General features: G+C 71.8%; 18 protein-coding genes. 11 read left to right on the top strand and 7 right to left on the bottom strand.

Annotated features, from left to right (window positions below; all coding sequences use genetic code 11):
• Nucleotides 1–191: 191 nt before the first annotated feature.
• Together ACFWRV_RS33090 and ACFWRV_RS33085 are read right to left on the bottom strand one after the other, a co-directional pair.
• Nucleotides 192–971 (bottom strand): ECF subfamily RNA polymerase sigma factor, BldN family, encoded by a 780-nt coding sequence (locus ACFWRV_RS33090; RefSeq protein WP_075265693.1) that lies wholly within the window; start codon nt 969–971, stop codon nt 192–194.
• A 398-nt stretch (nt 972–1,369) separates the two neighbouring features.
• Nucleotides 1,370–2,329 carry an HAD family hydrolase gene (locus tag ACFWRV_RS33085; RefSeq protein ID WP_384339607.1) on the bottom strand — a complete coding sequence of 320 codons (960 nt, stop codon included), beginning with the start codon at nt 2,327–2,329 and terminating at the stop codon, nt 1,370–1,372.
• Between the two features lie 156 nt (nt 2,330–2,485).
• Here ACFWRV_RS33085 and ACFWRV_RS33080 point away from each other — a divergent pair, with 156 nt between their 5' ends.
• The 6 genes from ACFWRV_RS33080 to hemB all read left to right on the top strand — a co-directional run bounded on the left by ACFWRV_RS33080 (nt 2,486) and on the right by hemB (nt 9,087).
• Nucleotides 2,486–2,776 carry a glutaredoxin family protein gene (locus ACFWRV_RS33080; RefSeq protein ID WP_384339606.1) on the top strand — a complete coding sequence of 97 codons (291 nt, stop codon included), beginning with the start codon at nt 2,486–2,488 and terminating at the stop codon, nt 2,774–2,776.
• Nucleotides 2,777–3,033: 257 nt separating this feature from the next.
• The gene (locus tag ACFWRV_RS33075; protein WP_205083295.1) at nt 3,034–3,795 is read left to right on the top strand and encodes a redox-sensing transcriptional repressor Rex; all 762 of its coding nucleotides are present in this window, start codon (nt 3,034–3,036) and stop codon (nt 3,793–3,795) included.
• Nucleotides 3,792–5,300 (top strand): glutamyl-tRNA reductase, encoded by a 1,509-nt coding sequence (locus ACFWRV_RS33070; RefSeq protein WP_384339605.1) that lies wholly within the window; start codon nt 3,792–3,794, stop codon nt 5,298–5,300. Before ACFWRV_RS33075 ends, ACFWRV_RS33070 begins: the two co-directional genes overlap by 4 nt.
• The gene (gene hemC, locus ACFWRV_RS33065; protein WP_384339604.1) at nt 5,297–6,283 is read left to right on the top strand and encodes a hydroxymethylbilane synthase; all 987 of its coding nucleotides are present in this window, start codon (nt 5,297–5,299) and stop codon (nt 6,281–6,283) included. The genes ACFWRV_RS33070 and hemC overlap by 4 nt, the downstream gene beginning before the upstream one ends.
• The gene (locus tag ACFWRV_RS33060) at nt 6,280–7,950 is read left to right on the top strand and encodes a uroporphyrinogen-III synthase (RefSeq protein WP_384339603.1); all 1,671 of its coding nucleotides are present in this window, start codon (nt 6,280–6,282) and stop codon (nt 7,948–7,950) included. The genes hemC and ACFWRV_RS33060 overlap by 4 nt, the downstream gene beginning before the upstream one ends.
• Before the next feature lie 141 nt (nt 7,951–8,091).
• Nucleotides 8,092–9,087 carry a porphobilinogen synthase gene (gene hemB / locus ACFWRV_RS33055; protein WP_384339602.1) on the top strand — a complete coding sequence of 332 codons (996 nt, stop codon included), beginning with the start codon at nt 8,092–8,094 and terminating at the stop codon, nt 9,085–9,087.
• Between the two features lie 57 nt (nt 9,088–9,144).
• Here hemB and ACFWRV_RS33050 read toward each other — a convergent pair whose 3' ends face one another.
• The 3 genes from ACFWRV_RS33050 to ACFWRV_RS33040 form a co-directional block, all read right to left on the bottom strand.
• Entirely contained in the window at nt 9,145–9,642 is a 498-nt protein-coding gene (locus tag ACFWRV_RS33050; RefSeq protein ID WP_384339601.1) for a hypothetical protein, read from the bottom strand.
• Nucleotides 9,643–9,908: 266 nt separating this feature from the next.
• A complete protein-coding gene (locus ACFWRV_RS33045; protein WP_384339600.1) occupies nt 9,909–11,993 on the bottom strand; it encodes a hypothetical protein in 2,085 nt (694 codons plus the stop codon).
• Nucleotides 11,972–12,805 carry a DUF4253 domain-containing protein gene (locus tag ACFWRV_RS33040; RefSeq protein ID WP_384339599.1) on the bottom strand — a complete coding sequence of 278 codons (834 nt, stop codon included), beginning with the start codon at nt 12,803–12,805 and terminating at the stop codon, nt 11,972–11,974. Before ACFWRV_RS33040 ends, ACFWRV_RS33045 begins: the two co-directional genes overlap by 22 nt.
• Nucleotides 12,806–13,116: 311 nt before the next feature.
• Here ACFWRV_RS33040 and ACFWRV_RS33035 point away from each other — a divergent pair, with 311 nt between their 5' ends.
• Nucleotides 13,117–13,683, top strand: coding sequence for a dihydrofolate reductase family protein (locus tag ACFWRV_RS33035; protein ID WP_384339598.1), 567 nt, complete (start codon nt 13,117–13,119; stop codon nt 13,681–13,683).
• A gap of 203 nt (nt 13,684–13,886) precedes the next feature.
• On the opposite strand, the gene ACFWRV_RS33030 is transcribed toward ACFWRV_RS33035, so the two are convergent.
• Nucleotides 13,887–14,555, bottom strand: a complete 669-nt coding sequence (locus ACFWRV_RS33030; RefSeq protein ID WP_384339597.1) for a DUF4232 domain-containing protein — start codon at nt 14,553–14,555, stop codon at nt 13,887–13,889.
• 226 nt (nt 14,556–14,781) lie between these two features.
• Between ACFWRV_RS33030 and ACFWRV_RS33025 the strand changes: the two genes are divergently transcribed.
• From ACFWRV_RS33025 to ACFWRV_RS33015, 3 genes are all read left to right on the top strand, one after another.
• Nucleotides 14,782–16,224, top strand: coding sequence for a helix-turn-helix domain-containing protein (locus ACFWRV_RS33025; RefSeq protein ID WP_384339596.1), 1,443 nt, complete (start codon nt 14,782–14,784; stop codon nt 16,222–16,224).
• Nucleotides 16,225–16,370: 146 nt separating this feature from the next.
• Nucleotides 16,371–17,582, top strand: a complete 1,212-nt coding sequence (locus tag ACFWRV_RS33020) for a phosphatidylserine/phosphatidylglycerophosphate/cardiolipin synthase family protein (RefSeq protein ID WP_384339595.1) — start codon at nt 16,371–16,373, stop codon at nt 17,580–17,582.
• 116 nt (nt 17,583–17,698) lie between these two features.
• A complete protein-coding gene (locus ACFWRV_RS33015) occupies nt 17,699–18,136 on the top strand; it encodes a hypothetical protein (RefSeq protein WP_384339594.1) in 438 nt (145 codons plus the stop codon).
• A gap of 79 nt (nt 18,137–18,215) precedes the next feature.
• Here the strand turns inward: ACFWRV_RS33015 and argS are convergent, their stop codons facing one another.
• The gene (argS, locus tag ACFWRV_RS33010) at nt 18,216–19,988 is read right to left on the bottom strand and encodes an arginine--tRNA ligase (RefSeq protein ID WP_384339593.1); all 1,773 of its coding nucleotides are present in this window, start codon (nt 19,986–19,988) and stop codon (nt 18,216–18,218) included.
• A gap of 212 nt (nt 19,989–20,200) precedes the next feature.
• Here argS and lysS point away from each other — a divergent pair, with 212 nt between their 5' ends.
• Nucleotides 20,201–21,970, top strand: a complete 1,770-nt coding sequence (gene lysS / locus ACFWRV_RS33005) for a lysine--tRNA ligase (RefSeq protein ID WP_384339592.1) — start codon at nt 20,201–20,203, stop codon at nt 21,968–21,970.
• Nucleotides 21,971–22,005 lie beyond the last annotated feature (35 nt).

Genomic DNA, 22,005 nt, shown 5'->3' with positions numbered 1-22,005 from the left:
TCATGACGGTCGACTCCCCTGGCGGTCCGGAAGGTTGCACACCTTGAGCGCTTCCACTCGATGGAGTGAGCGGAAGCGGACAGGGGTGACGACAGGGGGCCTGCAACCGGCACAACGACGTGCGCGGCACTTGGGTTACGCACGAAAGATGATCGGACCAGTGCGTGACGGGACGGTCACGCAGAGGTCGATCAGCGGGCGTCGTCCGGCAGGAGTCGGGCGAGCGTCCGTACGGCTCGGTACTGGAGGGTCTTGATCGCACCCTCGTTCTTGCCCATCACCCGGGCGGTCTCGGCGACCGAGAGGCCCTGGAGGAACCGCAGGGTCACGCACTCCTGCTGCTGGGGGTTGAGTCGCCGCACGGCCTGGAGCAGCGCGGCGTTGGAGAGGGACTCCAGGACGGAGTCCTCGGGACTGCGCGCCACCTCGTTGGCGTCGAGCATTTCGCCGGTGGTCACTTCCAGCCGGAAACGACTGGATTTGAAGTGGTCGGCGACCAGGTTGCGAGCGATCGTGACCAGCCAGGCGCCGAAATCGCGGCCCTGCCAGGTGAACGTGGAGATACGGCGCAGCGCGCGGAGGAAGGTCTCGCTGGTGAGGTCCTCCGCGGTCGCCTTGCCGCCCACGCGGTAGTAGATGTACCGGTACACAGTGTCGCTGTACTGGTCGTACAGGCGGCCGAAGGCGTCCGCCTCACCGGCCTGTGCGCGCTCGACGAGATCCATCATGCGCGCGCTGTCGCTGTCGGCCGTGGGACGGCGGACGGTCGACGTGGTGGTCGAGGCGGCGCGGGTGCTGCGTCTTCCGACCGCCGCACCGCGTTCGGCCAGGGCGTAGCAAGGGCCGGCAGGTGCAGGGGTGGCAAATGCGGGGACGGCGTACGCGGTGGGGACGAAGCCGCGCAAGCGGTCAATGACCGATGCACGCAGCGTAGCCAGGCCCGAGGCGTCAACCCCGACGTGTGGGTACACGGGACTCCCAGAGGCAGAGCTTCCATCACGAGCAGTTCGAAAATCGTCACCCGTGGTAGCGAGTGGCGGTCTCCGTGATGCGTCTGAGGAGAATAACGCTTCGTGCAGGCAGCGCTACACCCAGTTGTCTAAATCACCGGTTCCGTCGCTTCTCTTATCGCTAAGTGACGGATCAAGTAGCACATGGTGACCGTTTATTGATCGGATTACTTCGTGATCTGCCTATGGGGGCGACGGGTTGTGGCCGGGCGTCGACGATCCGACTGGCGGGAGGGGGTGTCGGTCGCGTTGACGAAACGGATCACGATCGGACGCCCGGCCCCGGGCGTGGCTGCGCCCCGTGACCGGACGGGGCGGGCGGCACGGGGCGCGGTGGCGGCGAACAGGCGCCGGGCGGGTCAGCGGCGGCGGCGGTGCAGCGCGACGGCGGCGGCCGTGCCGCCCGCGAGCGCGCCGACCCCGGCGGCGGCCGGGATGCCGACCTTGGCCGCCTTGCGCCCGGTGCGGTAGTCGCGCAGCCGCCAGTCGCGGGCGCGGGCGTGCTTGCGGAGCTTGGTGTCCGGGTTGATCGCGTAGGGATGGCCGACCAGCGAGAGCATCGGGATGTCGTTGTGCGAGTCGCTGTAGGCGGCGCAGCGTTCCAGGTCGAGGTCCTCGGCGGCGGCGAGGGCGCGGACGGCCTCGGCCTTGGCGGGGCCGTGCAGCGGTTCGCCGACCAGGCGGCCGGTGTAGACGCCGTCGACCGATTCGGCGACGGTGCCGAGCGCGCCGGTCAGGCCGAGCCGGCGGGCGATGATGGTGGCGGTCTCCACGGGGGCGGCGGTGACCAGCCAGACCCGCTGTCCGGCGTCCAGGTGGGCCTGGGCCAGGGCGCGGGTGCCGGGCCAGATGCGGTCGGCCATGTACTCGTCGTAGATCTCCTCGCCGATGGACATCAGCTCGGAGACGCGGTGGCCCTTGACGATGGACAGGGCGCTGTCGCGGGCGTCCTGCATGTGTTCGGGGTCCTCGACGCCGGCCAGCCGGAACCACGCCTGCTGCCAGGCGAACCGGGTGAGTTCGCGGCGTTCGAAGAACTTGCGCTTGTAGAGGCCGCGGCCGAAGTGGAAGATCGCGGCGCCCTGCATCACGGTGTTGTCGAGGTCGAAGAAGGCGGCGGCGCGGTCGTCCCCGGCGACCGGGAACGCGGGCTCCACGGGGGGTGTCGCGTCCGCTTCTGCCGGGGCCTTGGTCAGGAGGGCGGAGTCGTCGTCGGCGGCCGAGGTCTTGCGCGCGGCCTCGGCGGCGGCCTCGCCTGCCAGGACGCTCCGTGCGGTAGCGGAACGCCTACGGGGTGTGAGCCATCCAAGAGCGGCCATGCGGTGAGCATAGCCAGTCCGCCCGTACCTTCCCGACCTGCCGCGATGCGGTGGCGTGAACGCTTCGGGTCGGATTGGTGAATCGGGCGATTCCGGGCGGTCCGTCGCGGGGCCGGGGGGCTCGGGATTAAGGCGCGGCGGGCGCAGAATGTAGGCATGAGTCCTCTGCTGCGACGTCACCGGAAGAAGCCCGCCGAGCGGGTGGTCACGCTGGTCGGAAAGCCCGGGTGCCATCTCTGCGAGGACGCGCGGGCGGTGGTGAGCGCGGTCTGCGAGGAGACCGGTGCGTCGTGGGTGGAGAAGGACATCACCGAGGACGAGGAGCTGTACAGGGAGTACTGGGAGCAGATCCCGGTGGTGCTGATCGATGACGAACAGCACACGTTCTGGCGCGTGGACCCGGCGAGACTGCGCAAGGCGCTGGGTGCTGACGCGAAACCCGGTTAACATTGCGGGCGTTTTGAGTGGCCTCGGGGGCTGAGTTGTGAGGAGTGTGTACCGCTTTGCCCCCTTCGAGGCTGCAACGGGCTGATGCGGTCCCCGGTTCCGGGATCGCGCGGGAAATGTGCGTGACCCCGGTCACTTTGACCGGACAAAACGGACACTATCTTTGTGCACGCGTTCACAAAGACATAGCCTGCATTCGACGGGGCGGTCCTGGGACATACGGCCGCCTGCAGCCCCGCTCATCCCGCAGGAGCACCGTGGCAACTGGCCGAACTCACCGACCGGCGACCCGTAGCCGAGGAATTCCCGAGGCCACCGTCGCCCGACTTCCGTTGTATCTGCGCGCCCTGACCGCGCTCTCCGAGCGATCGGTCCCCACGGTCTCCTCCGAGGAGCTGGCCACGGCGGCCGGCGTCAACTCGGCGAAGCTGCGCAAGGACTTCAGCTACCTGGGGTCCTACGGCACCCGCGGTGTCGGATACGACGTCGAGTATCTCGTCTACCAGATCTCGCGCGAGCTCGGGCTCACCCAGGACTGGCCGGTCGCGATCGTCGGCATCGGTAACCTCGGCGCGGCCCTCGCCAACTACGGCGGCTTCGCCTCCCGCGGCTTCCGGGTCGCCGCGCTGATCGACGCCGACCCCGCCATGGCCGGTACGCCGGTGGCCGGGATCGCCGTCCAGCACACCGACGACCTCGACCGGATCATCAGCGACAACGGTGTGTCCATCGGTGTGATCACCACTCCGCCCGGCGCGGCCCAGCAGGTCTGCGACCGGCTCGTCGCCGCCGGTGTGACCTCCATCCTGAACTTCGCGCCGACCGTGCTCTCGGTACCCGAGGGCGTCGACGTGCGCAAGGTCGACCTCTCCATCGAACTCCAGATCCTCGCGTTCCACGAGCAGCGCAAGGCCGGCGAGGACGCCGCCGCCGAGGACGAGGGCGCGCCCCCGATGCGCGCAACGCCCGCAGGCCGGAAGGGACCCGACGGGGACATGCCCGCCGTGATGCCGGCATGAGCCTCCTCGTCGTCGGACTGAGCCACCGCAGCGCCCCCGTCTCCGTACTGGAGCGGGCGTCCCTCGCTGCCGAGACCCAGGCCAAGCTGCTTCAGGACACCCTCGCCGCGGAACCCGCGACCGAGGCCGCCGTCCTGGCCACCTGCAACCGCATCGAGCTGTACGCGGACGTGGACAAGTTCCACGCGGGCGTCGCGGAGCTGTCCACCCTGCTCGCCCAGCACAGCGGCGTCGGGCTGGACGAGCTCACTCCGTATCTCTATGTGCACTACGAGGACCGGGCCGTCCACCACCTGTTCTCGGTGGCCTGCGGGCTCGACTCGATGGTCGTCGGCGAGGGCCAGATCCTCGGCCAGATCAAGGACGCGCTCGCGCGCGGCCAGGAGCTGCACACCGCCGGACGGCTGCTGAACGACCTCTTCCAGCAGGCCCTGCGGGTCGGCAAGCGGGCCCACAGCGAGACCGGGATCGACCGGGCCGGGCAGTCGCTCGTCAGCTTCGGTTTCCAGCAGCTCGCCGCCGGGGCCGACCCCGCCCTGTGGGCCGAGGGCAAGCGCGCCCTGGTCATCGGCGCCGGCTCGATGTCCTCGCTGGCCGCCGCGACCCTCGCCCGCACCGGGGTCGCCGAGATCGTCGTCGCCAACCGGACCCGCGCCCGCGCGGACCGCCTGGTGGAGATCCTCCAGCAGGGCGACGACACCGCCGTGCGCGCCCGCGCCGTCGAGATGTCCGCGGTGGGCGACGAACTGACACGTGCCGACATCGTCGTCTCCTGCACCGGATCCACCGGCCTCGTGCTCACCGCCGACGCCCTCGCCGACGCCCTGGGCGTGAGCCTGGACGCCGCGCCCGAGCGGCCGACGGCCACCGTCACCCCGGCCCCGGACGACGTCGACCAGCACGCCGCCTGGGTGGAGAACGGTTCCGTCGCCTCCGCCGCGCACGCCGGTCCGAGGACCGGGCCGCGCCGGGTCACCGTGCCCGCACAGTCCACCGGTCCCGTCCGGCTCGCGCTGCTCGACCTCGCCATGCCGCGCGACATCGACGGCGCCGCCCACCGCATCGACGGTGTGCGCCTCGTCGACATCGAGTCGCTCGCCGAGGCGTCCGCCGACGCCCCGATGGCCGCCGATGTGGACCGGGTCCGCACCATCGTGTCCGACGAGGTGGCCGCCTTCGGCGCCGCCCAGCGCGCCGCCCACGTCGCCCCGACCGTGGTCGCCCTGCGCACCATGGCCGCCGACGTGGTCGCCGGCGAGATCGCCCGGCTGGACGGCCGCCTCCCCGACCTGGACGAGAAGCAGCGCGCCGAGATCACCCAGACCGTGCGCCGCGTCGTCGACAAGCTCCTGCACGCGCCCACCGTGCGGGTCAAGCAGCTGGCCAGCGAGCCCGGCGGCGCCGGGTACGCGGACGCGCTGCGAGAACTCTTCGACCTCGACCCGCAGACGGTGGCCGCCGTCTCCCGGGCAGACCTGAACGACCCGAATAGAGGGCGGTCATGACCGACAACTCATCCCCGGGCGCGCGGAGCACCGCGCCGCTCCGGCTGGGCACCCGGCGCTCCAAGCTCGCCATGGCCCAGTCCGGACTCGTCGCCGAGGCGGTTCGCGAGGTGACCGGGCGCGCCGTCGAGCTCGTCGAGATCACCACGTACGGGGACGTCTCCCGCGAGCACCTGGCGCAGATCGGCGGCACCGGTGTGTTCGTCGCGGCCCTGCGCGAGGCGCTGCTGCGGGGCGAGGTGGACTTCGCCGTCCACTCGCTCAAGGACCTGCCGACCAGTCAGCCCGACGACCTGGTGCTGGCGGCCGTGCCGCCGCGCGAGGACCCGCGCGACGCGCTGGTCGCCCGGGACGGGCTGACTTTCGAGCAGCTGCCCGACGGCGCCCGCATCGGCACCGGTTCGCCGCGCCGCATGGCGCAGCTCAACGCGTACGCCCGCTCCCACGGACTGCGGATCGAGACCGTCCCCATCCGGGGCAACGTCGACACGCGGATCGGGTTCGTGCGCGACGGAAAGCTCGACGCGGTGGTTCTCGCCGCCGCCGGGCTCAGCCGTCTCGGCCGGAGCGGTGAGGTGACCGACTTCCTGCCGGTCGACACCGTCCTGCCCGCTCCCGGCCAGGGAGCACTGGCGATCGAGTGCGCCGCGTCCAGCGCCGACCTCGCCGCCGCGCTCGCCGAGCTCGACGACCCGTACACCCGGGCCGCCGTGACCGCCGAGCGTGCCCTGCTCGCCGCCCTGGAGGCCGGCTGCTCCGCACCTGTGGGTGCGCTGGCCGACCTCCTGGTCGACGGACAGGTTGTCAACGAACTGCGCCTGCGCGGAGTCGTCGGTACCACCGACGGTTCCTCGCTCGTACAGCTGTCCACCACCGGTCCCGTCCCCACGTCGCACGACGACGCGGCGGCCCTCGGTCGCGAACTCGCGTCCGAGATGCTCGCCAAGGGTGCGGCCGGTCTTATGGGGGAGCGAGCACTTTGAGCCCCACCGGCCCCGCCGCATCCGACTTTCCGGTCCTGTCCGCCCAAGGCCAGGTCACCTTCCTCGGCGCCGGTCCCGGCGACCCGGGACTGCTGACTCTGCGCGCTGTCGAAGCGCTCGCGAGCGCGGACGTCCTTGTCGCCGAGCCCGATGTGCTCGACGTCGTTCGCAGCCATGCGCGGGAAGGCGTGAGCACGCCTGAGCTGACGCTTGTTGACGTCTCGTCAACAAGCGCCGGTGTACCCGTTCTCAGGGATGCGGCCAATCTTGTCATGGAGGCCGCGAAGGGCGGCAGGCGGGTGGTCCGTGCTGTCGCGGGCGACCCGGGGCTGGACGGCGACGCGGGCGCGGAGATGCTCGCCTGTGCCGCCGCCGGGGTGCCCTTCGAGGTGGTCCCGGGCGTCGCGAACGCCGTCGGCGTGCCCGCGTACGCCGGGGTGCCGCTGCGGGACGCGCAGGGCGCGGACGTCCGCTTCGTCGACGCCCGTACCGCGTCCGACCGGTGCTGGGGCGAGGTCGGCGCGAGCGACGCGACCGCCGTCGTCTCCACCACCCTGGACGCGGTCGCCGCTGCCGCCGGTGAGCTGGTCTCGGCGGGCCGCAAGCCCGACACCCCGCTCACCGTGACGATCGCGGGCACCACCACCCGCCAGCGCACCTGGACGGCGACCCTCGGGACGATCGCCCAGACCCTCAAGCAGGCCAAGGTGCTCCCCTCGCCCGAGGGCCACCGGCCGGTCATAGCCGTGGTCGGAGAGCGCAGCTCCGCCGCCCAGCGCGACCAGCTCGCGTGGTTCGAGTCCAAGCCGATGTTCGGCTGGAAGGTGCTCGTCCCGCGTACCAAGGAGCAGGCCGCGTCGCTCTCCGACCAGCTGCGTTCCTACGGTGCGGTGCCGCACGAGGTCCCGACGATCGCCGTCGAGCCGCCGCGTACGCCCCAGCAGATGGAGCGCGCGGTCAAGGGCCTGGTCACCGGGCGCTACGAGTGGATCGCCTTCACCAGCGTGAACGCCGTCAAGGCGGTCCGGGAGAAGTTCGAGGAGTACGGGCTGGACGCCCGGGCCTTCGCCGGGATCAAGGTCGCCGCGGTCGGCGAGCAGACCGCCGCCGCGCTGATCGACTTCGGCGTCAAGCCGGACCTGGTGCCCTCCGGCGAGCAGTCCGCCGCCGGGCTGCTGGAGGACTGGCCGCCCTACGACCCGGTCTTCGACCCGATCGACCGGGTGTTCCTGCCGCGCGCCGACATCGCCACCGAGACCCTGGTGGCCGGGCTCATCGAGCTGGGCTGGGAGGTCGACGACGTCACCGCGTACCGCACGGTCCGCGCCTCGCCGCCGCCGGCCGACACCCGCGAGGCGATCAAGGGCGGCGGCTTCGACGCGGTCCTGTTCACCTCGTCCTCGACCGTCCGGAACCTGGTCGGCATCGCGGGCAAGCCGCACAACGTGACCGTCATCGCGTGTATCGGCCCGGCCACCGCGAAGACCGCCGAGGAGCACGGCCTGCGGGTCGACGTGCTGTCCCCGGAGCCGTCGGTGCACAAGCTCGCCGAGGCGCTCGCCGCCTTCGGCGCGCAGCGCCGGGACGCGGCGAAGGAGGCCGGCGACCCGGTGACCCGGCCGAGCGAGCGGCGCCCGGGTGCGCGCAGACGTCGGACGACGACGTAGCAGGTACGAAGGTGCGTGGGCCCGGTCGCTTCGGCGGCCGGGCCCACGGTCGTTCCGGGGGCCTGTCGGGGGCCTCTCCCCGGCCCTTTCCCGGCATCGGTGTCGGTAAGACCGTGCCGCGTGCGGGTCTATCGTCGAAGGATGACTGCGTACGGAAACTTCCCCGGCTCCCGCCCCCGGCGGCTGCGGACGACCCCGGCGATGCGGCGGATGGTCGCCGAGACACGGCTCGACCCGGCGAACCTGATCCTCCCCGCGTTCGTCCGGGAGGGCATCGACGCCCCGGTCGCCATCTCGGCCATGCCCGGCGTGCACCAGCACACCCTGGACACCCTGCGGAAGGCCGCCGTCGAGGCGGTCTCGGCCGGGGTCTCGGGGATCATGCTCTTCGGGGTGCCGGAGGACGCGAAGAAGGACGCCCGGGGCACGGCGGGCACCGACCCGGACGGGATTCTCCAGGTCGCCCTGCGCGCGGTCCGCGAGGAGGTCGGCGACGACCTGGTCGTGATGTCGGACCTGTGCCTCGACGAGTACACCGACCACGGCCACTGCGGGGTCCTCACGGCGGACGGCCGGGTGGACAACGACGCGACCCTGGAGCGGTACGCGGAGATGGCCCAGGTCCAGGCGGACGCCGGGGCCCATGTGGTGGGCCCCAGCGGCATGATGGACGGCCAGGTCGGGGTCGTCCGGGACGCCCTGGACCAGACCGGGCACGAGGACGTGTCGATCCTCGCCTACACCGCGAAGTACAGCTCCGCCTTCTACGGCCCGTTCCGCGAGGCCGTCGGCTCCTCGCTGACCGGTGACCGCAAGACCTACCAGCAGGACCCGGCCAACGCCCGCGAGTCGCTGCGGGAGCTGACGCTGGACCTGGCGGAGGGCGCGGACATGGTCATGGTGAAGCCCGCCGGACCGTATCTGGACATCCTCGCCAAGGTCGCCGAGTCCGTGGACGTGCCGGTCGCGGCGTACCAGATCAGCGGCGAGTACGCGATGGTCGAGGCCGCCGCCGAGAAGGGCTGGATCGACCGGGACAAGGCGATCCTGGAGAGCCTGACCGGGATCCGGCGGGCCGGGGCGCAGATGATCCTCACCTACTGGGCGACCGAGGTCGCCGGGTGGCTGCGGCGCTGAACCCGGCGGCCCGGGCGCCAGGGCCGGGGCCTGGGCCTGGGCCTGGGCTTGGGCCGCTCAGGGGCGGCCGGCTCCGGTCTCCTGGAGCCGGTGGGCCTCCTTGATGGAGAAGCGGGCGCTGTCCCGTACGAGGGGGTCCTCGTCGGCCCGCGCGGTGGTGTCCAGGACGGTCGCGACGACCGGGTCGCCCGTATAGGGAGCCAGGGACATCGCCGCGTACTGGCGGACCAGGTCCTCCTCCGGGTCGCGCAGCGCGGTGAGCAGGGCGCGGCCCGCCTCGTGGCGCAGAGCGGGGTCGGCCGGGGGCCACAGGCGCAGGACGGTGGCGCTCTCGACGCGGGCGAGGTCGTATTCGCCGGGGTCCGCCACGACCGAGACGAGGAACGGCAGCGCCTGGGCGTTGGCGTCCAGTTCGGTGATGATCTCGCGCTTGCGGTCGCTGTCCGGGGGCAGCGCGCGGAACTCGGCTATCAGGCGTTCGGCGGCTTCGGTCGCTTCGGTGGCCTGGGCCGGGGAAGCGGCTTCCGTCGTGGTCGTGAGGTTCGTGTCGTTCATGGGGGTGGACACTTTCTGTCAGGGCCAGTCGACCAGTGCCATGAATGCTACGAAAGTGACCCCCCGGGTGGCAGGTGCGGCGAGTGCCAGGCCCACGCGCCGGGCCGCGTGGCGGAGCTGGTGCGGGACGGCCCAGCTCGCGGTCAGCACGATCAGGGCGGTGGGCGGGCCGAGCCACAGGACGACAGGACGGTCCACGCAGGCCTGTCGGCGTTCATGGGCCCGAGCCGACCGCGTGGGGCCGCCGCCCGCATGCGTACCAGGGCTCAGTCCGCGGCGCTCCTGCCGGCGCGGGCCGCCAGCCAGGCGTGCGCCTCGGCCACCTGCCCGTCCGTGAGGGCCGGGCGGACCTGGTCCGGGTAGCGGGTGACGCAGTGCCCGCGTGCCGCCTTCATGCCGATCGCGCGGGCCCCGGCGGACAGGCCGGGGTGGTCCGCCACCTCCTGGGCGCGCCGCCACCAGCTGTGGCTGCGCGGGTCGATCGCGTAGTGCCACAGCGGCTGGGCGGGGGCGGCCACCCCGAGCAGCACGCGGTCCAGGACGTACGCGCGGACGCCCGGCTCCCCGATCAGCTTCTCCGCGACGTGCAGTGGATGCGTGCCGTCGAGGCGGGCGCGGAGCAGCACCCACGTCATCAGGTGGCCCGTGTCGTCCCCGCCGGAGACGATGAACTCCCACAGCTCGGCGGCCTTCGCCTCGTCGGGCGCGCCGAGGTGGGTGAGCAGCCGGACCGGGTCCTTCCAGAGCGGCTTGGGCTTCGCCCACCAGGCCAGCAGGTCGGCGGCGGCCGGGTGTTCCCGGTCGAGGGCCAGGCAGGTCAGGGTGACCAGCGGGTGGCGCCACTCGGTGTACGTGGTGCGGTACTGCTTGGTGAGCTCCTTCTTCCAGCGGGGGAGGAGGGCTTGCAGGTCCGCTTCGGTGGCCTCGCCGTGGGCGTAGAGCAGTTCGAGGCAGAAGGCGATGCCCTGGAGGCCGGTGGACGGGTCGGCGAGCTGGGCGCGGAGCCACTGGACGTCGGCGGGGGAGAGGGTGCGGTAGCGGTGCCAGATGTCGCCGAGCCCGCCCACGTAGCCGGCCAGGTCGGGTCCGGTGCCGGCGAGGAGGTCGTCGCGGACGGCCTCGTAGTGGTCGACGGCGGCCAGCGCCTCGGCTGCTTCGTCCCCGGTGAGGCGTCCGGCCGCTTCGCGTACGCGTCCGGCCGTGTCGGTGGCCGCCTTGGCGGCGGCGACCCGCAGCGGGCGCGGCAAGCGGTCGTCGGTGGCGAACCGGATGGTGGCGAGGAGGAGCGGAGAGAAGGCGTCGGCGGCGAAGGGTCGGGTCCGGGGCTCGTCCACGGCCGCTTCCCGCAGCGCGTTGAGGAGGCTCGTCTGGGTGGCCTCGGGCGCGCTGTGGGCCGTCAGCTCCTCGGAGAGCGCGCGGGCCGCCGTGACCGGGTCCGGTTCGTGCAGGGCGTGGTGGGCGCGGAACCAGCCGCCCACAGCGCCCTCGTGCCCGGTCAGGGCCCAGGTTCGCAGCAGCTCCAGCGAGCGCGGGGACGGGTGCGCGGCGAGGGCGTGGGACGCGGTGGCGCCCAGCTCGGCGGCCACCGCCCAGGCGTCCGGGTGCTCTTGGCGCAGCAGCACTCGCAGCACGGAACCCCCGCCGCGCCAGGTCGCGAGCCGCCCGGCGTACGTCTCCCGCCAGGCGGCCAGCAGCCGTGCCGCCTCGTCGGGGGTGAGCGCCTGCCGGTGCTCCAGCGGGGTGGCGAAGCGGGAGACGGAGCCCAGGTCCACGGGGCCCGACAGCCGGTCGTGGAGCCAGCGTTCCTCGGCGGGGGTCAGCGGGTCGTACTCCGTGGAGCGGGCGGTCCGGCGGCGGGGCTCGTCGAGGCGGGCGAGGAACTGGCGTACGCCTGCGGTGTCTTCGGGATCGGGCAGCCCGTCGGCGTCTGTCGACGTGACCCGGTCCAGTTGGAAGGCGCCCCGGGGGCCGTTGTCGACGATCCGGTAGCCGGGAGGCCCTTCGCCCAGGCCCGCGGCGACCGTGGCGTGGTCGCCGCCCCAGTGCAGGTACAGCACGCCCCGGAGGTCGCCGGAGCGTTCGAAGGCGTCGTGGGACTGCCAGTGCCAGTACGCGAAGGAGGTGTCGGCCGCGATGCCTTGGACCGCGAACATCTCCGCCGCGTCCTCGTGGCCGTCGGACTGGGTGTAGCGGCCCCGGGTGGGGGGAGGCAGGACGGTGAAGCCCTCGCCGCCGAGCGTGCGCCACCACGCCTTGATCCGGAACAGGTCCGACTGCTGCCCGGCCGTACGGTCCTTGTCCGGCCCCATCGCGTTCAGCCCTGTCGTGTTCAGTCCCACCAGAACGACCACGCTTCCTGGTTGAGCACGGCCTTCTCGGCGTAGAGGTCGATGTCGTGCGGCGGGGCCTGGTCGATGGTGTCCGGGCAGAACGCGTAGTGCTCGGCTGCCAGGGCGCGGGCCTCCTCGATGGTGGCGGGCGGGCGGCCCACGGAGACGATCATCGTGTCGAAGCCGAGCACCACGACCCGGGCGTCGTACCGGTCCTCCCAGGAGCGGAGCACCGCGCAGAGCCGGGCCACGTCGTTCTCGTGGTTCACCGGACCCGACCAGCCGATCGCCGCCGGTATGTCGGCGCTGCGGCGGGCCGGGACGAGGGCCATCCGGGCGCCGCCGAGCCACTCGTCCGCGTCGGCGGCGATCACGCCCGCGAGGCCCGCGGCCACCGTGTCCGCGTCCTCGGCCGCCTCCCGGGCGGGGACGGGCGCGAGGCCGGGCCAGGACCCGGGGCCGCCGGACTGCTCCTCGCCGCTCTTGTGGTCCGCCGTGCCGTCGCCCGCCTCGTCGTCCGCGTGGTCCGTCCAGTAGTCCGCGAGGACCTCCTCGGCGTCGTGGTCGCCGGGATACGTCATGCCGTCCGGGCAGAGGTCCCAGTCCTTGGGCCACCGGCCGCGGTGGCCGCCCGTGACCAGCACCGGCAGCAGCCCGACCCGCCGCCCGGCCGCCCTCAGCTCCGTCCAGTCGCGCGGGGCCGCCGGACCGTCCGCGTACCAGAGCAGCGGCTCGTGCCAGGGGCCGTCCAGCGTGGCGTCCACCAGGGAGCCGGGCGGCAGATCCAGGCCGGAGGAGGCCGGATCGGGCAGGGGATTCGGGAGCGTCGCCATGGTGGGGAGCCTAGGCGGCGGCACTGACAACGAGCGGGGCAGGCGGCCCTTGAGGGAGGAGCGCCCCCCTGGAGCCGTGGGGCCCCTCGGAGCCGTGCGGCTCCTGCGGCCGGTCAGCCCCCGCGGCCGGGGGCCTGAAGAGGTGGTGTACCGCACGACGCAGGTGATCATGCGTCCAGGCCAGGGCGTGCCGACGCCTGCCTCGGGAAGGCTCATTTCCCGGGGAACCGGCTGCGGGGGACGTATCGTCGAGGCCCGTTGCGCGCCGCCCGGTCGTCCCCGTCGACCGGGCCGATCCGGCAGGAGCCGCCGTGAACAGGATCGTCACGTCCATCTCGCTCTCCCTCGACGGATTCTTCGAAGGGCCCGACCACGACATCGACTGGCACACCGTCGACGAGGAGGTCCACCAGCATTTCAACGACTACTTTCGGACCATGGGCGGCTTCGTCGAAGGGCGCGTCACCTATGAGCTGATGGAGGAGTTCTGGCCGACCGCCGATCAGGACCCGGCCAACGAGGGACCGATGGCCGAATTCGCGGGGATCTGGCGGGACATGCCGAAGTACGTCTTCTCGCGGACGCTGGAGAGCGTGGGGCCGAACGCGACCCTGCTGCACGAGGTCGATCCCGAGCAGGTGCGCGCCCTGCGGGACGCCGCCTCGGGGGACCTGGCGGTCGGCGGGGCGGATCTGCTGGAGTCGTTCCGGCAGGCCGATCTGATCGACGAGTACCGGATCTACATCCATCCCGTCATCCTCGGCCGGGGCCGCCCCTTCTTCCGTGACACCGAGGAGCGGCTGACGCTCCGGCTGCTGGAGACCCGGACCTTCGGGAACGGGGTCGTTCTGCTTCGTTACGAGACGGTCCGGGCATGAGGCCCTACGGCGATGGGGGTCGGGCGGCGACCGCGTAGGCGGCGAACGCCGACCAGGCGTCGGGTGCGAGGGTGGGCGGTTCCCCCTTCCACCCCGGCACCCACTTCACGCACGCGCGACCCGTACAACACCTGTGTACGGGTCGCGCGTGGTGACTGCATGTCAGGCGCCGGCCTGCGGTGCTCTTCGGTGCTCTGTGGGGCTCAGAACATCAGGGCGTTCTCGACGTCCGACTGCCAGTACGTGATGAAGCCCAGGCTGTCCGTGTAGGTCTCCGCCGGGAGCTTCAGCGTGGACTCGCCCTTGGCCTGGTTGTTCTTGTCGACCATGATCACGCCGAGGTTGTCGCTCTTGACCGGCTCGTTCTCGCCGGGCTCTCCGAGGAGCGCGATGCCCGCGTACGCCTCTTGGCCGGGGGCGAGCGTGACGACCGCCTGCGGCTTGCTGTCGTCGAGGACCGGGTACACCGCCTGCGCGTCGTCGAAGCGGAGGAACGGCGCGTGGTAGGCGGCGCAGTCCTTGGAGCCGGTGTTGGTCACCGTGAGCAGCAGGTGGTTGATCGGGCGGCTCACCTTGGAGACCTTGATCGTGGAGTTCTTGGGCGTGCAGGCCGGGATCGCTGCTGCCTGCGGCTTCTTGCCGCCCGCGTGCTTCCCCTCGGCGGGGACGGTCTGCGTCTCGGGTGCGCCCGCCTCCGGTGCGTCGGACTGTGCCTTGCCGTCGGTGCTCGTCGCCGCGGGGGTCGCGGTCTCGGCGGAGCCGGCCGGCTTGGTCCCCATGGCCTTGTCCTCGCCGCCGCAGGCGGTGAGCGAGAGGGCGGCCGCGAGGGCGGTGGCGGCGATGGCGGTGGTGCGGATGCGGTTGGTGCGCATGGTGGTGGTACTCCCCGTACTCGGTCTCGGTTGGTGTGCTGATCCGGTTGAACGGCCGGTCCGTGGTGCTGCTGTGGTCTGGTCCGAGCTTGTGGGGTGACGGATTCCGGCCGCAACGCCTGCCGAACCATTGGGGAAGCTGGAACGTCTACGCATACGGTGACCTGCGGGAATTCCGTGTCCCTGGAACGCCGTTCCGGGACGCACGAGGAAGGGGAGCGCCGTCGTGGCGACGCCGGAGGCCGTGGAGTTCGCGGCTCTGCTGAAGGATCTGAAGGACCGTTCGGGGCGCAGCTACGGTGTGCTCGCCGGGAAGCTGCACGTCAGTACGTCGACCCTGCACCGGTACTGCAACGGGGACGCCGTGCCGAACGAGTTCGCCCCGGTGGAGCGGTTCGCGCGGGTGTGCGGGGCGTCCGGCGAGGAGCTGGTGGAGGTGCACCGGCGGTGGATCGTGGCGGACGCGGCGCGGCGGCGGCCTCCGGCGGGAGCGGCAGCCCCTGCCGCCGCCCCTGCTCCCGCCGCCCCAGCCCCCGCCGCTCCTGCCGGGGTTCCCGCGGCTGCTGCCGGCCCCCGAGCCGCTGAAGCCGACGAGGCCCCCGGGCGTGACGAGCGTGACGAGCGTGACGGGGCTGGCGACGTGTCCCCGCCGCCCGCTACGGCACGTGGCTTCAGCGGTCCTGACCGGCCGGGCCCGGGCTCCCGCTGGTCCCGGCTCTCCCGGCGTACGAGGGTGCTCATCGCCGCCGCCGCGGTCGCCGCGCTCCTCGTGCCCACCACCGTCGTCGCCGTCGAACTCGCCGGGTCGGGGAAGGAGGGCGGCGGGAGCGCCGCGGACCGGGTGGAGGACGCGGGCGGGGACCTCGCGGCGGCGCCGGAAGGCTCCGCATCGGGCACGCCCCGGCCCTCGGGGAAGCCGAGTTCGGCCAATCCTTCGGCGAGCGGGTCCCCGTCCCCGTCGGGGCAGCCGTCCGCGAAGCCCTCGGGCGGCTCCGGTCCCGGACAGTCGCAGAGCGGTGGTGGCGGCGGGGACGGTACGGGCCTCGGCGCTCCGCCGACCGTCAGCATCTCCTCGTACAACTGGGAAGAACCCTGCGGCCAGCACTATCTGGTGAACCGGGAGCCCGACGAGGTCGATCCGCCGCCCGCGCCGCAGGAGCGGCGCGGCTGGGCGGAGTCGTACGGCGGGGTCGACGCCGGGAACATGCTGCTCCAGCTCACCGTGCAGGGGACCTCGCGCGAGGCGGTCGTCCTCAAGGGCATGCACGTCCGCGTCGTGTCCCGCAAGGCTCCGCTGCCCTGGTCGGCGTACCGGATGGGCAACGGCTGCGGCAGCGGGATCACGCCCCAGTCCTTCGCCTCCCACCTCGACGCCGGGAACCCCACCCTCCGGCCGGTGCCGGGCACGCAGGGGGACATCGAGGTCCCGGCCGTGGACTTCCCGTACAAGGTGTCGTCCGAGGACGTGGAGGTGTTCAACCTCGACATGAAGGCCGTGAGTTACGACGTCACCTGGTACCTGGAGCTGGAGTGGAGCAGCGGCGGCAAGGAGGGGACGCTGCGGATCGACGACCGCGGGAAGCCGTTCCGCACGAGCGGGATGAAGGGGCGGCCGGAGTACGTCCACGGCGGGCCTGGTTACGGGTGGGAGCGCGTTGGGCAGACGTGAGGCGACGCGGGCCGTTCCGGTGGCTGACCGACAGTAGTCGTACACACGTTCACAACTCGGGAGTACAGTCTGCGACGTCCTGGCGACCCCGCCGCCGCGCGACGGACGCGTGGGGCCGCCTCATCCCCGTACCCATCAGGTGATTCATGTCCGCCACTGCTGCCGAAGCCTCCGACCGCACGGCCCCGGAGGCGCGTACCTGTGAAGAACGGTCCCATCGACTCAGACGCAGGCTGGAGCGGCTGATCGGCATCGCCGCCACCGAGGGGAACGCCCTCGTTCCGCTCCGTAACGGCGACGCCATCTTCGGCGCGATGCTGAAGGCGATCCGCGAGGCCGAGCACACCATCGATCTGATGACGTTCGTCTACTGGCGGGGTGACATCGCTTCCCAGTTCGCCGAGGCGCTGGCCGACCGCGCCCGGGCCGGGGTCCGGGTGCGGCTCATGCTCGACGGGTTCGGGTCGCGGCTCATAGAGCAGGACCAGCTGGACCTGATGGACGGGGCCGGGGTCACGGTGACCTGGTTCCGCAAGCCCCTCTACCTCTCGCCGCTCAAGCAGAACCACCGCTGCCACCGCAAGGTCCTCGTCGTCGACGAGCGCACCGCGTTCACCGGCGGCGTCGGGATAGCCGAGGAATGGTGCGGCGACGCCCGCAACGAGCACGAGTGGCGCGACACCCACGTCCAGGTCACCGGGCCCGCCGTCGACGGGCTGGCCGCCGCGTTCGCCCAGAACTGGGCCGAGTGCCACGACGAACTCTTCGACGAGCGCGACCGGTTCGTCACGGAGGAGCACCACGGCGACTCCGTCGTCCAGGTGGTACGCGGCTCCGCCTCCTTCGGCTGGCAGGACATGCAGACCCTGATCCGGGTCGTCCTGGAATCCGCCGAGGAACGCATCCGCCTCACCACCGCCTACTTCGCCCCCGACGCCTACTTCACCGGGCTGCTGTGCGCCGCCGCCGCGCGCGGGGTGGAGGTCGAGATCCTGCTGCCTGGCCCGCACACCGACAAGCGGGTCTGCCAGCTCGCCGGACAGCGCTACTACGAGGACCTGACCGCCTGTGGCGTGAAGATCTACCAGTACCAGCCGACGATGATGCACACCAAGACCCTCACCATCGACCGGGTCGCCTCCCTCATCGGCTCCACCAACTTCAACCGGCGCTCCCTCGACCACGACGAGGAAGTCATGCTCGCCGTCCTCGACCAGGACTTCACCGCCACCCTCGACGGCCACTTCGAGGAGGACCGGGAGAACAGCGTGGCGATCGAGCGCGGCCGGTGGAAGCGCCGCGACCTCGTGCAGCGGGCCAAGGAAGCGGCCGTCGTGCCCATCCGCCGGTTCCTCTGATTCCTTCCTCCGGATCCCGGCGCCACCCGACGAGCCGGCCGGCCGGGGGCGTGCTCGCGCGTTCGCCGGGCAGGTGGGGAGGGCGACCGTCGTCCGTCATGTGAAGGGAAGGGCCCATGAGCGCCACCGCCGAGACCTCGCCGGCACCGTCCGCCGCGGTGATCACCGAACCCCTGCCCGACCTTCAGCTCCAACTGCTCATCCAGCTCCTCGACGAGGACCCGCGCTCCAGCCTGCCCCTCACCCTCACGCACCCCGGCGGCCTCCTGCACGGTGACGTCATCGGGCACGAGCAGTGGAAGGCCGAGTGGGCCAGGAGCCTGCGCCAGGTCGAGGGCGAGGGGGCCAACCTGCTCGCCGAGTTCCCCGAGACGGTCGACCAGGGCGTACGGGAACTGCGCGCCGACGAGGACGCGGAGACGGCCCGGCTGCCCCGCTGGATCCACCTGCGGGACGTCACGCTCGTCGTCGGGTCCATGAACCCGGTCTCCCTGCCGCTGTGGCGCGGACGCCTCGCCGATGTGTCGGGATGGGCGCTGGGCCGCCCGCAGTGACCTCGTAGGTAACGCGATCGGCCCCGGCACCTTCCCAGGTGCCGGGGCCGACGTACGGAGGGCGGGACAGCCAGTGCCGTCAGAGCCGCTCGGGCGTCCGGATGCCCAGCAGCGCCATCCCCCGGTGCAGGGTCCGGGCGGTCAGCTCGACCAGGAAGAGCCGGTTCTCGACGACCTCCGGGGCGTTGTCCGGGCTGAGCACCTGGCACTGGTCGTAGAACGTGGTCAGGTGCGACGCCAGCTGGTAGAGATACGCGGCCAGCTTGTGCGGCTCGTAGCCCGCCCCGACCTCGGCGAGCACCTCGCCGAACTGGTCCAGGTGCAGACCGAGCGCCCGCTCCGCCGGGGCCAGCTCCAGCTCCGGGTGGGCGGCCGGGACCGCGTCCCCGGCCTTGCGCAGGATCGACCGGATCCGGGCGTAGGCGTACTGGAGGTACACCGACGTGTCGCCGTGGAGCGACACCATCTGGTCGAGGTCGAACTTGTAGTCCCGTACGGCGGAGGTCGACAGGTCCGCGTACTTCACGGCGCCGACGCCGACGTACCGGCCGTTCTCGACGATCTCCTCCTCGGACAGGCCCACCTTCCCGGCCTTCTCCCGGACGACCGCGGTGGCCCGGCCGACCGCCTCGTCGAGGAGGTCCTCCAGCCGCACGGTCTCGCCCTCCCGGGTCTTGAACGGCTTGCCGTCCTTGCCGAGGACCGTGCCGAACGCGAGCTGCACGGCCTTGACGTCCTCGTTCAGCCAGCCGGCCCGCCGGGCCGTCTCGAAGACCATCTTGAAGTGCAGCGACTGCCGCGCGTCCACCACGTACACGAGGGTGTCGGCCTTGAGGTCCTGGACCCGGTTCCGGATCGCGGAGAGGTCGGTCGCCGCGTAGCCGTAGCCGCCGTTCGTCTTCTTCACGATGAGCGGGACCTTGTTGCCGTCCGGGCCCTTCACATCGTCGAAGAACACGCACAGCGCACCCTCGGAGCGGACGGCGACGCCCGTCTCCTCCAGGATCCGGCAGGTCTCCTCCAGCATGTCGTTGTAGCCGGACTCACCGACGATGTCCGGGTCGGCGATCTCCATGTCGAGCTTGTCGAACACCGAGTGGAAGTAGATCTTGGACTCGTCGACGAAGCCCTGCCACAGCCGAAGCGTCTCGGGGTCCCCGGCCTGGAGCGCCACCACCCGGTCCCGGGACCGGGCCTTGAACTCCTCGTCGGAGTCGAACAGGACCCGCGACTCCTTGTAGACCCGGTTCAGCGTCGACATCGCCGCCTCGCCGTCCGTCGCGCCGTCCTCGTGCTTCAGGGCGCCCGGGTGCTCGATCAGATACTGGATGAGCATGCCGAACTGGGTGCCCCAGTCGCCGATGTGGTGCCGCCGGACGACCCTCTCGCCGGTGAACTCCAGGATCTTGACCATGGCGTCACCGATGACCGCCGACCGCAGATGGCCGACGTGCATCTCCTTGGCCACGTTCGGCTGGGCGTAGTCGATGACCGTGGTCCCGGCGTCGTCCTTCAGCGGCACGCCGAGCCGGTCCTCGGTGTCCGCCGCCCGGGCGGCGAGCGTCTCGACGATCGCCCGGTCGGTGAGCGTGATGTTGAGGAAGCCGGGGCCGGACACCTCGACGTCCTTGATCGGCCCGCCCGCCGGGAGGGCGGCGGTGACCTGGGCGGCCAGCTCGCGCGGGTTGCCCTTGAGCTTCTTGGCGAGCGCCAGGATGCCGTTGGCCTGGAAGTCGGCCCGGTCGCTTCGGCGCAGCAGCGGGTCCGCGGCGCCGGCGTCCGGCAGAGCTGCCGTCAGGGCGTCCGCCAGCTGCTGCTGGAGCGTGGAAGCGAGGGAAGGGACCGAGGCCATGTCTGGCTGCCGTTTCCGTAGGGGGACAAGGGATCTCCCCAGTATCCCATGGGGTGTAAAACCGTTTTACGCCCGGCGCGGGGCTGTTCCACACGGTGTTCCGCCCGGTTCCGCACGGTGTTCCGCGCCCGGCACAAAGCCGTTTTCGCGCTGCGGGGGGTAGCTGGGAGAATGGCCGGTAACCCACTGGGACCGACAGACGAGAGAAGGACGTGCCGACCGTGGCCGAGAGTCAGACCAGCACCGAGACCGACTGGGTCTCCCGCTTCGCGGACGATGTCATCGCCGAATCGGAGCGTCGTGCGCCTGGCAAACCGGTCGTCGTCGCCTCCGGTCTGTCCCCGTCGGGCCCGATCCACCTCGGCAACCTCCGCGAGGTCATGACCCCGCACCTGGTCGCCGACGAGGTCCGCCGCCGCGGGTACACCGTGCGCCACCTGATCTCCTGGGACGACTACGACCGCTACCGCAAGGTCCCGAACGGCGTCCCGGGCGTGGACGCGTCCTGGGCCGAGCACATCGGCAAGCCGCTGACCTCGGTGCCCGCCCCGGACGGCTCCGCGTACCCGAACTGGGCCGAGCACTTCAAGGCCGCCATGACGGCGGCCCTGGACGAGCTGGGCGTCGAGTACGACGGAATCAGCCAGACGGAGCAGTACACCGCCGGGACCTACCGCGAGCAGATCCTGCACGCGATGAAGCACCGTGCCGACATCGACGCCGTGCTCGACCGCTACCGGACGAAGAAGGACCCGGCGGCCCAGGGCAAGGGCGGCGGCGGTAAGAAGCCGCAGCAGCAGAAGAAGGTCGACGAGGCCGAGCTGGAGGCCGCCGAGGGCTCCGGCGCCGCCGCCGAGGACGACGGCAGCGGCAACAGCGCCGGCTACTTCCCGTACAAGCCCTACTGCGGCAACTGCGAGAAGGACCTCACCGTCGTCACCTCCTACGACGACGAGACCACCGAGCTGAACTACACCTGCTCGGCGTGCGGCTTCGCCGAGACGGTCCGGCTGAAGGAGTTCAACCGGGGCAAGCTGGTGTGGAAGGTCGACTGGCCGATGCGCTGGGCGTTCGAGGGTGTGATCTTCGAGCCCAGCGGTGTCGACCACTCCTCGCCCGGCTCCTCCTTCGTCGTCGGCGGCCAGATCGTCCGCGAGGTCTTCGACGGCGTGCAGCCCATCGGGCCGATGTACGCCTTCGTCGGCATCTCCGGCATGGCCAAGATGTCCTCCAGCAAGGGCGGGGTCCCCACCCCGGCCGACGCGCTGAAGATCATGGAAGCGCCGTTGCTGCGCTGGCTCTACGCCCGCCGCAAGCCCAACCAGTCGTTCAAGATCGCCTTCGACCAGGAGATCCAGCGGCTGTACGACGAGTGGGACTCGCTGGGCCGCAAGGTCGCCGACGGCACGGTGCTGCCCGCCGACGCCGCCGCGCACTCCCGAGCCGTCCGCACGGCGGCCGGGGAGCTCCCGAGCACCCCGCACCCGCTGCCGTACCGGACGCTCGCCTCGGTCGCCGACATCACCGCCGGCGCCGAGGACCAGACGCTGCGCATCCTCAGCGAGCTGGACCCGGACAACCCGCTGACCTCGCTGGACGAGGCGCGCCCGCGCCTCGACCGCGCCGAGAACTGGATCACCACCCAGGTCCCGGCCGAGGCCCGCACCATCGTCCGGGACGAGCCCGACAAGGAGCTGCTCGGCTCGCTCGACGACCAGGGCCGCGAGTCGCTGCGCCTCCTCCTGGAGGGGCTGGACACGCACTGGTCCCTGGACGGCCTCACCACGCTCGTCTACGGCGTGCCGAAGGTGCTGGCGGGCCTGGAGCCGGACGCCAAGCCGACGCCCGAGCTGAAGGCCGCCCAGCGGTCCTTCTTCGCCCTGCTCTACCGGCTGCTCGTCAGCCGCGACACGGGGCCCCGCCTGCCCACGCTGCTGCTCGCGGTGGGGGCGGACCGGGTGCGCAGGCTGCTGGGCGCGTAACGGGGCATGTCACGGCGAAAGGGCCGCCGCCCGGG

Origin of the sequence: Streptomyces sp. NPDC058576 (assembly GCF_042718715.1) — a bacterium.
GTDB lineage: Bacteria > Actinomycetota > Actinomycetes > Streptomycetales > Streptomycetaceae > Streptomyces.
Note: the sequence above shows the minus strand (reverse complement) of the source record. Positions and strands in the feature narration are given on the sequence as shown.